General features: G+C 43.7%; 11 protein-coding genes. 5 read left to right on the plus strand and 6 right to left on the minus strand.

The features are described from left to right. Nucleotides 1-560: 560 nt before the first annotated feature. From G573_RS0109780 to G573_RS0109790, 3 genes are all read right to left on the minus strand, one after another. Nucleotides 561-1721 (minus strand): MalY/PatB family protein, encoded by a 1161-nt coding sequence (locus G573_RS0109780; RefSeq protein ID WP_027976559.1) that lies wholly within the window; start codon nt 1719-1721, stop codon nt 561-563. Nucleotides 1722-1730: 9 nt separating this feature from the next. Then, entirely contained in the window at nt 1731-2834 is a 1104-nt protein-coding gene (locus tag G573_RS0109785; RefSeq protein ID WP_027976560.1) for a cystathionine gamma-synthase, read from the minus strand. A 180-nt stretch (nt 2835-3014) separates the two neighbouring features. Next, on the minus strand, nt 3015-4649 hold the full coding sequence (locus G573_RS0109790; protein WP_027976561.1) for a putative polysaccharide biosynthesis protein: 1635 nt from the start codon (nt 4647-4649) through the stop codon (nt 3015-3017). 86 nt (nt 4650-4735) lie between these two features. Here G573_RS0109790 and G573_RS0109795 point away from each other — a divergent pair, with 86 nt between their 5' ends. From G573_RS0109795 to G573_RS0109815, 5 genes are all read left to right on the plus strand, one after another. Continuing rightward, nucleotides 4736-6181 carry a UDP-N-acetylmuramoyl-L-alanyl-D-glutamate--L-lysine ligase gene (locus G573_RS0109795; protein WP_027976562.1) on the plus strand — a complete coding sequence of 482 codons (1446 nt, stop codon included), beginning with the start codon at nt 4736-4738 and terminating at the stop codon, nt 6179-6181. Between the two features lie 172 nt (nt 6182-6353). After that, the gene (locus G573_RS0109800) at nt 6354-7136 is read left to right on the plus strand and encodes an ABC transporter ATP-binding protein (protein ID WP_027976563.1); all 783 of its coding nucleotides are present in this window, start codon (nt 6354-6356) and stop codon (nt 7134-7136) included. Nucleotides 7137-7155: 19 nt separating this feature from the next. Beyond that, nucleotides 7156-8088, plus strand: a complete 933-nt coding sequence (locus tag G573_RS0109805; RefSeq protein WP_037586892.1) for an ABC transporter substrate-binding protein — start codon at nt 7156-7158, stop codon at nt 8086-8088. Nucleotides 8089-8096: 8 nt separating this feature from the next. After that, complete coding sequence (locus G573_RS0109810) at nt 8097-9116, plus strand: FecCD family ABC transporter permease (protein ID WP_027976565.1); 1020 nt, start codon at nt 8097-8099, stop codon at nt 9114-9116. Continuing rightward, complete coding sequence (locus G573_RS0109815) at nt 9113-10123, plus strand: FecCD family ABC transporter permease (RefSeq protein WP_027976566.1); 1011 nt, start codon at nt 9113-9115, stop codon at nt 10121-10123. Before G573_RS0109810 ends, G573_RS0109815 begins: the two co-directional genes overlap by 4 nt. 151 nt (nt 10124-10274) lie before the next feature. Here G573_RS0109815 and G573_RS0109820 read toward each other — a convergent pair whose 3' ends face one another. The 3 genes from G573_RS0109820 to G573_RS0109830 all read right to left on the minus strand — a co-directional run bounded on the left by G573_RS0109820 (nt 10275) and on the right by G573_RS0109830 (nt 12097). Then, on the minus strand, nt 10275-10871 hold the full coding sequence (locus G573_RS0109820) for an SAP domain-containing protein (protein WP_027976567.1): 597 nt from the start codon (nt 10869-10871) through the stop codon (nt 10275-10277). Nucleotides 10872-10938: 67 nt separating this feature from the next. Then, a complete protein-coding gene (locus G573_RS0109825; protein WP_027976568.1) occupies nt 10939-11589 on the minus strand; it encodes a DUF1803 domain-containing protein in 651 nt (216 codons plus the stop codon). Then, nucleotides 11582-12097, minus strand: a complete 516-nt coding sequence (locus G573_RS0109830) for a YiiX/YebB-like N1pC/P60 family cysteine hydrolase (RefSeq protein WP_027976569.1) — start codon at nt 12095-12097, stop codon at nt 11582-11584. Before G573_RS0109830 ends, G573_RS0109825 begins: the two co-directional genes overlap by 8 nt. Nucleotides 12098-12112: the final 15 nt, after the last annotated feature.

Below are 12112 nucleotides of genomic sequence, written 5' to 3' on the forward strand. Positions count from 1 at the left end.
ATAAATATTCATGGGCTAAGTAGGTCACCCCACCACCAATTGCGCCAGTTACAGCTCCTATAAATCCTTCTCCTACACCACATGCCACTGCCCCTGTTACAGTCCCTACACCAGGACAGACCGAGGTACCGCCAATTGCACCAGTATATATTCCATGAGCTGCTCCAGCAGCTGCTCCTCCAAGTCCACCCACACCAATTGCGTCGCTGAAACCTCTCTAACTAAAGCTTCCACCATCAACAATAGACAGATAATCCAGACCTATTGCTTCAAAGTTATCAAAAGCCATTGAATTCAAACTTGATGTATGCATAAAAATCTCCTTTTTGAAATTACGTGAATATTTTAACGTTTATATTTTTCTTTCACAAGATATTTTGTAACATTTAACACAAATAACAACACTGCGAAACAAACCGTAATTTTTCGAATCATTATTATTGTTTTTTAATAAAAGTTAACCTACATTCTCATTCTAAAAACCAACCCAAAAAAGCACTGGCTCTCCTTGACACTGCTGAAAAGGAGGGTTCAGTGCTTTTTATCAGCTCAACTGCTGTTTATTTTGGAAAAACTTTAGCTAAGCGCTCACAGGCTTCCTGCAGGACAGCTGTGGGAGCAGCGAGGTTGAGGCGGGCATGGCCTGCTCCTTCCTTGCCAAAGGTCGATCCGACATTGAGAATAAGCTTGGCTTCTTCTTTGATTTTTTGGTGAAGTTCCTCGTCTGATAAGTTATAGGCTGAGAAATCCAGCCATACGAGATAGGTTCCTTCCGGCTTCATGACCTTAATCTTAGTATGCTGCTCCAAATAGTCTGCGAGAAAATCGCTGTGTTTTTCCAGAAGCTCCTTTAATTCCGTCAGCCAAGGTTTGCCGTAACGAAAGGCGGTTTCTGTTGTTATAAGGCCGATAGTCGGCACTTCATGCTGATTATTGGCTAATTGCCGTTTTTTGAACTGAGCTCGCAATGCCGGATTTTCAATAATGACAAAACTATTTTTCGTTCCGGCTACGTTAAAGGTTTTAGTCGCACTGGAAAGAACCAGACTGAACTGACCAAAGTCGCCGACGGTATTGATACTGTAGTGTTTATGACCAAACAGGGCTAAATCCTGATGGATCTCATCAGAAACAAGAATAACACCATACTTTTGGCAGAGCTCAGCTACTTTTCGCAATTCTTCAGGTGTCCAGACCCGTCCCCCTGGATTGTGGGGACTGCAAAAGAGATAAAGTTTGACTTGATTTTCTACGATGTCTTTTTCTAATTGGGTAAAGTCAATTTCAAAATGGCCGTTTCTTTCCACCAAAGAATTTTCAATCAAGCGGCGGTTGTTGAGCTTGACAGAGCGGGCAAAGGGAGGATAAACCGGCGTATTAATGAGCACTGCATCCTGCTCTTGGGTGAAAGTCTGAATGGCTACTGATATAGCAGGGACGACGCCTTCAATAAGGACAATAGCTTCCTTATCCACCTGATAACCATGTTCTGTTTTTTCCCAATCCTGAATCGCTTCAACTACACCATCCCAAACATAAGGATAGCCGTAAACGCCAAAATCGGCATAGCGCTGAATAGCAGCCTGCATTTCCGGAAAAGCTAAAAAATCCATATCTGCTACCCATAAAGGCAGCAGCTCCTTGTCCTTTTGGACTTCCTGCCATTTTACCGAGTGCGTTTTGATGCGATCAGGCAATGTTGTAAAATCAAATTGACTCATTTTTATCTCCTATGTTTCTAAAACTGTTTTTAAATCATTGATCAAGTCTTCTGCGTCCTCAATTCCGATTGACAGCCGCAGTAAGTCATCCGTCAGACCGTAAGAATGGCGGACCTGAGCAGGTATATCCAAGTGTGTCTGCGTTGCCGGATAGGTAATCAGGCTTTCGATACCGCCCAAGCTTTCCGCAAAAGTAAAGACCTCTAAGCCGTTAATAATCTCCGGTATCCTGTCTTCGTCAGCTACTTTGAAAGAGACCATGCCTCCCTTGCCGGTGTAGAAAACATCTTTGACTGCGGGTGATTGTTCCAAATAGGCTGCAATCGCCTTGGCATTTTGTGTTGACTTTTCCATGCGCAGTTTTAATGTTTTGAGACCGCGCATGAGCAAATAGGCATCAAAAGGCGACAGTGTTGGTCCCGTTGTGTTTTGATCATAAAACAGTTTATCATAAATGTCCTGATTGCTGGTCATCAAAACACCGGCTAAGACATCGTTGTGGCCCGACAGGTATTTGGTAGCCGAATGCAGGACAACATCCGCCCCTAAAGGGATGGGATTTTGATAAATCGGACTGTAAAAGGTATTATCAACAATCACTTTGGCACCGTGAGCATGTGCAGTCTGGGCAATCTTCTTGATATCAAATTCAATCATCAGCGGATTGGTCGGTGTTTCAATATAAACATAATCTGTGTCATCTGAAACAGCTGCAATCAGCTCATCTTCCGTATTGGCATAGGTAAAGGAAAATCTGCCCCTTGCTTCCTGCTCGTTAAACCAGCGAAAAGAGCCGCCATACAAATCACGCGCAGCAACAATTTTGCTGCCGGCAGGAAAGCCATTAAAAAGCAGCACCAGAGCTGCCATACCGGATGCTGTTACAATCGCATGGTCTGCTTTTTCAATCTTAGCCAGCGTTTCTTCTAAGACAGCGCGGGTAGGATTTTTAGTCCGCGTGTAATCAAAACCGGTAGACTGACCAAATTCCGGATGCTGGTAGGTCGTTGAAAAATGAATGGGCGCAATCAAAGCGCCTGTTGTTTTATCTGTATTAATGCCTGCATGGGCTAAAATGGTTTCTAATTTATAATCTTTATCATTGTCCGTCATAGTTTTTGCCTTTCAAACCTAATGAGTTTATTTTACCACTTATTCCTTGCTGCAGCGGCTTTTGCCGCTATTCTATTTCTTAATAGTCAGCTATAAAAAATAACTATAGCGGTCTTTAATTCTCCATGATAAGCAAAAATCTCCCAGCAGCCTGTGCTGCTGAGAGATAGGGAGGAAAGATTATTCCAGATGTAGTTTTTGGCGAAGAAGCTGAGCTTTTTCTCCCAGCATCTTATCCAGCAAATGGCTCATAAGGCCTAAAATACCATAGACGCCCACACCCACGCAGCCTATTAAAATCACGTAAATGAGGCTTGATACTCTGCCGCTGTCAGCCAAGAAGAGGCTGAGCAGCCAGACAGCTATACCAACAGCAAGGCTCATTAGAGCGGTTAAAATAAGCACCAACAGGCTTGTCCTTCTGACAGCCCTGCGGCTAAAGCCTGTAATCTTGTGAATGCGCAGATACATGAGCACAATAGGCACCAGCAAGGCAAGACTTGTTGAAATAATCGGGCCGTAAGCATGAAACAGATAAATCAGAGGAACTTGCAAAAGCAATTTGATGATGACCCCATAAGCAAAATATCTGATTGCTTTGCGATTTTCAAACAGAGCCTGCAGCATAGGCGCCAAAACAGTATAAATAGCTAAAATGACCGTCTGTAAAAGAGAGGCCGTAAACAAGCCCAAAGACTGCCCCTGCGGAATACCGTAAAAGACGGTATAGAGAGGCCTGGCCAAAATAACAGAGCCAGCAATAGCCGGAACAATAAAGGCCATCAGCATTTGCAGATTATTAACCACCAGACGGGCGGAAGCTCTTCTGTCCTTTTTGACAAAGTTTTCCGTCAGCAGAGGGATACCGACACCGGCAATAGCGGTCGCAACCGCAATCAAAATCATGGTTACCTTGCCCGGATTGGTTGAGAAATAAGCAAACATCACTTTTAATTCTCTATTGGAATAGGCGGTAAAGAGGGCCATGGTATTGCCAAAGGTAAATTGGTCAATCAGCTTGAAAACCTGAATGGCCGATCCCGTGATAATGAAAGGAACAGCTTCCTTGATCGTTTCAATAAGAAGATCTTTGGTATCAATCACGATGCTGTCAGGCTTTTTGCCAAAGAGAACTGTCAGTAAATCATTTTTCCACAGGAAATAAATGAGCACAGCAATACTGGCAAACATCCCGACAAAGGCAGCAAAGGTGGACTGCGTGACAGCTTCAACATAGTTGCCTGATCCCATTTTCATGATAAAAAAGGCCGTCAGCAGCATCCAGATGACACGGATAACCTGCTCAGCAATCTGGCTCATGGCATAGGGTTTTAGGTTGTTAAATCCCTGAAAAAACCCTCTTAGAACACTCATAGATGGAAACACAAGGACAGCCAGTGTCAGGCTTCTAAGAACCGGCACCAGATCCTTTCCTCCGCGGCTGAGAGACGCAAAAAAAGGCGATCCCAGATACATAATAAGTGCAAAAATCAAGCCTAAAAGCAGCATAAAATGCAGAATTTTACGGACAAGATAGGTACTCTTTTGCGGATCTCCCAGCGTGTTGTACTTGGAAACCTGCTTGGCAACAGCAACCGGAATACCAACCGTTGAAATCAGCAAAAACAGGGCGTAAATCTCATAGCCCATTCCAAACAGGGCATTGGCTTCAGCCGCATATCTTCCCATCCAGGCATACCAGGGAATAATGTAGACAGCTCCCAGAAGGCGGCTGATGAAGTTGCCGGCAGTCAGCCAGGCAGTTCCGCGAACCATCTGCTCCTGCTGAGTCATTTTTGTTTTTATTTCAGACATAGATTTTCTTTCTAGTTTTAATAAATTTATTATAAACTTTTGCTTGGTACTTGTAAAACACTAACTTTAAGTCTACAATAAAAGGTATGATTACATTAAAGAAGACACTCAGTATCCTCAAAGATGACGGTAACTTTCGTGAAATTATTGATGCAGATCATTACCAAAATGATTATCCTGATTTCACTTTCAGCCATATCTCTTATGACAGCAGAGATGTAAGTGACAGCACCCTCTTTTTTGCCAAGGGGCTTAATTTTAAAAGAGAATTTCTCACGGCTGCTGTGCAAGAAGGACTGCCTTTTTATGTTGCTCAAAGGGATTACCAAGTCGGTATTCCGGCAATTATTGTAAATGATGTAAAAACCGCTATGAGCCTCATTGCAATGGCTTTTTACGGCAATCCTCAGGAAAAGTTAAAACTTCTTGCTTTTACCGGAACCAAGGGCAAGACGACTGCGGCTTATTTTGCCTATAACATACTAAAGCAAAGCCACCGTCCGGCCATGCTTTCAACCATGAATACGACTCTCGATGGCCGCACTTTTTTTAAATCTAAATTAACCACGCCGGAAAGTTTGGATCTTTTCAAGATGATGGCTCAGGCTGTTGATAACGAGATGACCCATCTGATTATGGAAGTTTCCAGCCAGGCCTATCTGACCCGCAGAGTTTACGGTTTAACCTTTGATGTCGGTGTTTTTCTCAATATCAGTCCCGATCATATCGGACCGATTGAACACCCGACCTTTGAAGATTATTTTTACCATAAGCGGCTCCTGCTTGAAAACAGCCGTTATGTCGTTGTCAACAGTCAGATGGATCATTTTGAACTGATCAAGGCCCAGTTCGCTCACAAACCCCATGATTTTTACGGGCGCCAATCAAGTAATCAGATTGAAAACGCTCAGGCCTTTTCCTTTGATCTGACAGGAAAACTAAAAGGGCATTATGATATCCAGCTAATCGGTTCTTTTAATCAAGAGAATGCCTTAGCCGCAGGCCTTGCCTGCCTGCAGCTGGGAGCCAGCCCGCTCGATATTCAAAAGGGCATCGCCCAAACAAGAGTTCCCGGCCGCATGGAAGTATTAACACAGGGCAACGGTGCCAAAGTTTTTGTTGATTATGCACACAACGGTGACAGCCTCGAAAAGCTGCTGTCAGTTGTAGAAGAGCATCAAAAGGGCAAACTCATTCTGATTCTCGGAGCTCCCGGAAACAAGGGCGAAAGCCGCCGCAAAGATTTCGGCCGCATCATCAATCAGCATCCTGATTTGACCGTTATTCTGACAGCTGATGATCCAAACAGGGAAGATCCTTTTGCTATCTGCCAGGAAATCGCCGGCTATATCAAGCGTCCTGTAGAGATCATTGCTGACCGAGAAGAAGCCATTCAACAGGCTATGACCTTGACAGAGTCTGAAAGAGATGCTGTGATCATAGCAGGCAAGGGAGCAGATGCCTTTCAAATTGTCAACGGTCAGCGCTCTGACTATGCCGGTGACATTGAAATTGCTAAGACCTATCTTTGATGTTCAAAGATCTCCTGACAAAGCTTAACGAGAATCATTTTAAGCAGTAATTTGAACGATTCTAAACAAGCAGCCGCTTCGTTAAAAAATTCTGATTACCTGTCTAAAAAGGCTTTTTTAAGCCTTTTTTCTATGCTATAATAATCATAATTTTGAAGAAAGGAGGTTAGACATGTCTGATATTCGTGCTGAATCCATTCAGGTTGCTTATGACCAAACGACTGTGATTGATGATTTATCACTGCAGATTCCTCATCAAAAAATCACAACCATCATCGGTGCCAACGGCTGCGGCAAATCAACCTTATTAAAGGCTCTGACCCGCATTCAGGCCATCAACAAGGGACAGATTCTTCTTGACGGTCAAGCCATCGCACAACTCCCGACCAAAGAAGTAGCCAAAAAACTGGCCCTGCTTCCTCAGGTTTTAGAAGCAACCGAAGGGATTTCAGTCTATGAATTAATCTCATACGGAAGATTTCCCCATCAAAAATATCTGGGAAATCTTACTAAGCACGATAGGGATAAAATCCACTGGGCTATGGAAGTCACTAAAGTTGTGGAATTCGCTAAACTTGATGTTGACAGTCTTTCCGGCGGTCAAAGGCAGCGTGTCTGGATTGCCATGGCACTCGCCCAAGATACCGATACGATTTTTCTTGACGAGCCGACGACTTACCTTGATATGAACCATCAGCTGGAAGTTTTGGAACTCCTGCAAAGACTCAACTGTCAAACGCAGAAAACAATCGTCATGGTTTTGCACGACTTAAACTTATCCGCCCGGTTTTCTGATTATCTTATTGCCATGAAAAATGGCAGTATCAAATACCAAGGAGATGTCAAAGAAATAATGACCGCTCCTATTTTAAGGGATATTTTTCAAATAGATGCTCAGATTATTGAAGACCCTATCCACAAACGTCCTGTTCTGCTGACTTATCAGCTAATATAGATTTTTTAGGAGATAATATATGAACTTTAAAAAAGTTTTCGCCCTTTTGATGACATTTGCTGCAGCACTTATCCTTACTGCCTGCGGCAATACTTCAAAATCATCCGATAAAAAAGCTGCTGTTTCCAGCATGCCCAAAATTTCCGGTGTTACTTATTACGGCGATGTGCCTCAATCACCCAAGCGCGTGGTCAGCATCACCTCTACTTATACCGGCTACCTTTTGAAACTCGACCAAAACCTTGTAGGGGTTTCTTCCTATGATAAGAAAAATCCTGTTCTTAAAAACAAGGTCAAAAAAGCTAAACAAGTGACCTCTTCAGATCTGGAAGCCATTACTGCCCTCAAGCCTGATTTAATCGTGGTCGGCTCAACCGAAGAAAAAATTGATCAATTAAAGGAAATTGCTCCTGTTATTTCCATCGAATACGGCAAGCGCAATTACCTTGATGTTTTCTCTGACTTTGGCAGAATTTTCAATAAAGAAAAAGAAACCAAACAATGGCGCACTGCCTGGAAAGTAAGAACCGCCAAAGCCAAGAAAAAATTGACCAAGGCTGTTGGCAGCGACGCTAAATTTACGGTCATGGGACTCTTTGAAAAAGAAATCTATCTCTTCGGCAACAATTGGGGCCGCGGCGGCGAAGTGATCTACCAAGCCCTCGGTTTTAAGGCACCTGACAAGGTCGTTAAAGAAGTCTTCCCGGAAGGCTACTTGTCTGCTTCTCAGGAAGTCATCGGTGACTATATTGATGATTATGTCATTGTCGCTGCAGAAGATAAAAAGACCGGCGCGTCGCTCTATGAAAGTGATCTTTGGAAAAACATTCCCGCGGTCAAAAAAGGTCATGTTATCAAGGTGAACGCCAATGCCTTTTACTTTAACGATCCACTGACACTTGAGTATGAACTGAAGACTCTTCAAAAAGGTATTTTGAAGGCCGCCCAATGAGGTTGAAAATGCTTATGACATCAGTTACTCAAGAAAATAAGCCAAAAAACTTTTGGCTTGTTTTTTTCATTATTTTACTGTTTTTTTTCGGCGGCTTGTATTGCAGCCTGAAATTCGGCGCTGTCAGCTATTCCAATCAAGCCTTAATAAAAGTGCTGAGGCACCCCTTTACCTCATCTGCTGTTCAGGATGTCCTTATTGATGTCAGAGTTCCGCGGATAGTCGGCGCTCTCCTTGTCGGCGCTGCTATGGCAATAGCCGGCAGTATCATGCAGGGAGTGACCAGAAACCCAATTGCAGATCCCGGATTGCTCGGTATTAATGCCGGAGCAGGGCTGGCCTTGGTTATCGGCTATGCCTTTTTCAGGCACCTGCATTACAGTCTTATCCTGCTTATCTGTCTGCTGGGAGCAGGGCTTGCGGCTGTTCTTGTTTTTTCCCTGTCCTATACCCCCAGAAAAGGCTACAATCAGCTGCGCTTGATCTTGGCAGGAGCTATGATCTCAACGCTTTTCAATGCCTTTGGCCAAGCCGTCACTATTTATTTCAATTTATCGACAGCCATTGTCGGCTGGCAGGCCGGGGGCTTGGTCGCTACTAATTGGTCTATGATCAGCATCATTGCTCCCTTTATCATTATCGGCTTGATTCTAGCACAGGTTTTTTCCCATCAGCTGACGGTTTTAAGTCTTAATGAAACGGTAGCCAAATCACTGGGACAAAGAACCTTTTTGATGACGCTGTTCCTCTTGGGAATCGTTTTGGTGCTGTCTGCCTCTGCTGTTGCCTTGGTCGGCTCTATCGCTTTTGTTGGTCTGATTATCCCGCACTTTATCCGAATGTTTATCGGCAGAAATTACCGCTATCTTCTTCCTTTAACTGCCTTTTTAGGAGCAGTTTTCATGCTCTGGGTTGATTTTGTCTGCCGAACTATTAATCCCGGCTATGAAGCACCCTTAAGTGCTGTTATCAGTATCATCGGCCTTCCTTGCTTTTTATGGCTGATTAGAAGGGGGCAGCATTTATGAAAAAACAGTTGCAGACAAAGCAGATTTTTATACTGCTGATTCTTTTGCTTCTGCTAGTAACAGTATTGTCACTGGCCATCGGAGAGAGCAGCTTTTCTATTTTTGACGTTCTGAATGTCTTTACAGGCCGGGCCAACAGTGCTTTGACGATGATTATTGTTAAAGTGCGGCTGCCTAGGATCCTTGTTGCTCTGTTGGCAGGTGCTTCTTTGGCTTTAAGCGGTATGCTTTTACAAACGCTGACGCATAATCCCTTAGCCGATTCAGGCATTTTAGGAATCAATACCGGAGCGGGCATGGTTATCGCCCTGACTATTTCTTATGCCAGTCTGGAAGAACGCTGGGTTATTACCTTTCTGCCCTTTTTTGCCATGCTGGGGGGCTGTCTGACCATTTTAGCGGTTTATTTAATGGCCCGCAAGAAAAATAATAATATCAGCCCTGCCCGTCTTATCATCACGGGAGTTGGTGTCTCTACAATGCTGTCAGGAACCATGGTTTCTATTGTCGGCAGTATTGATCGCTACAAGGTAGATTATATTATCAGCTGGCTGAGCGGCCGCTTCAGCGGTGACAACTGGACAACCTTAGCAATCCTCTCTCCTTTCTTACTGCTTCTTTGGACAGGCAGCTACAGCCGCAGCCAGACCCTCAATATTATGAGTTTAAACGATCACACAGCTCTGGCACTGGGCTTAAAGCTGCAAAGAGAACGTCTGATAACGCTGATTCTGGCTACAAGTCTGGCAGCCCTCAGTGTCATATTAGTCGGCAACATCACCTTTATCGGCTTAGTCGCAGGCCATATTACCAGAAGAATTCTGGGGAATAATCACTTTATCAGCCTGCCAGGTGCCATGCTGGTCGGAATGATTATTTTGCTTCTGGCGGATACCATTGGACGTGTTTTTCTGATTGGTACAGGCATTCCGACAGGCCTTATCGTTTCTATCCTAGGCGCTCCTTACTTCCTTTACCTGATGACAAAGGCTGACGTGCACAGTTAAGATAATCAGCAATTCACGACTAAAAAATAAGTGGAACAGACAGCTCTAGCAACTGTTTGATCCGCTTATTTTTAGTTCTCATTGACCACAATTAAAATTATATCCTATTTTATCAGCCAAAACTGGCAGTCATAAAACTCAGCGCTCTGCCTTACAGCAGCTGTTGATAGGTCAGCAGCAAATCAGATGAATAGACTTTTGCTCTGTCAGTCTTTTTAATTTCCTGCCATAAAATGGCTGCCTTTTGTATCTTATTTTTGCGTGATCTATTTTGCGGATCAGCACAGAAATCTTTGTAAAACTGATTCCATTGACAGGCACGATTATCATAAGGAGCATAATCCGGATTCTTTTTCCCATAGTAAATATCCAGCATATCTTGAATAGTAAAATTCGTATCGTTGTCAGCCTTGACCTTGCGCCATGCCGCCATATCAGCCGTGAATTTAAAGGGATGGATGCCGGTTTGCCGAGCAAAATAATCCCGAAAGGCCTGATTAAATGAGAAACCGCAGCTCAGCAAAGGGCTGTCTAAAGCAACCGATGATTGCTTTGGGGGGAGTTTATGGCGAGAAGGCTTAACCTTAGTTCCCCTAAAGTAAGCAGCAATAACACCATTTAATTCCTGCTTGGTTCCTGTATGAGCCAAACCGAGCTGCCGGAAAATCTGTGACAGCTCCTTTCGATACCAATAATAGCGGCTAAATTCCTCATAACTCTGTATCTGTGAAAATTCCGGATGTTTCATAACACCTCACCTTTGCTTTTTTCCAAATCTCCTGTACCAAGGCCAATATACTCATCACAGCGCTTTTTTAGCTTTCAAAAACCAATTTATCCTTATCAAAAGACAGCTTCAGCTCATATTTGCCCTGCTGATTTTTTTCAATATAGCCTAATAATTCCAAAGCTTGAACAAAAATATCGGGGCGCTTTTGAGCGACTTCATCCTTTCTGCCGAATTTCAGCAGAAAAGCCGTCAGGTATTTGAGAGCATATTCCGGATTAACATCCCCCAGCAATTCATAGAGAAGTTCCTGCGGCGGCGACAAAGGCAGCTTTTCTTTCAGCTTAAAAAAGTAGTTGGACAGTGTCAGACTATCTCTGGTAATGGTCGTTTTTTCAAGCAGCACAGCTTCATTGGTCTGATTGGTTAGACGGGTTTCAAAAGTCACAGCCAGCAAATCACGATAAACAGTCGACTGATCATCCACAAAAATCTGGCTGTCCAGTGTCAGACCATCCAGACTTTCCAAAAGCTCGAAGGCATTGCTATAGCGCTTATTTTCCCGCAAAATATAGCCTGCCTGGACGTAATTTTCAATCGAGCGCTCTAGGTGTTGCTCCTGCGGAAATTCCCTTTTAATCTGGCGCAGACTCACATCGTCATGCTCCTCCAGGTATTGAATGAGCTCTTGAAAAAATGGCTGACGCGTTAATTTGCTGACATTATAAATTTTAATCATCAAGCTCTCCTACATAAGCTAAACGCTCAGACCGAGCCAGCTGGCTGGGATTGGTCCCCGCCTGATTCAGGGGCACAGCCAGTCCCAAATCATCGTAATAGGCCTGCCAGAAATCAGAAACAGGCTTTTCCTCATCGCCAAACTGCATGGGAATGGTCTCAAAAATCGGCAGAATTGCCGCAATGTACTGCGAGCAGTAAAAAGCCTGAGCTGTCGGATAAAAGCTGACATTATAAGGCTTGCCCAGATGTTTTTGGGCTTCAAGGTAAACGGCCTGTGTGTCAATTTGCGGATAGCGGTAAACAAAAACAGTTTGGTCTTCGTCAGCTAAAAACGCGGCTAAATCCTCTTTAATAACCCCGTCTTCTCCTGTTGCATGGTAAACCTCACCAGCTAAATAAATAGCAACATGATTATATTTTCCCGTTGCCGCCTTAATGGCCTCAGCTATATCAGACTGATCTGCCGTAAAAAGCAAGTCTCCGCTTTGTAAATCTTGAATTTTCATAGTTCTATTGTATCA

Origin of the sequence: Streptococcus devriesei DSM 19639, from assembly GCF_000423725.1 — a bacterium.
Lineage (GTDB): Bacteria > Bacillota > Bacilli > Lactobacillales > Streptococcaceae > Streptococcus > Streptococcus devriesei.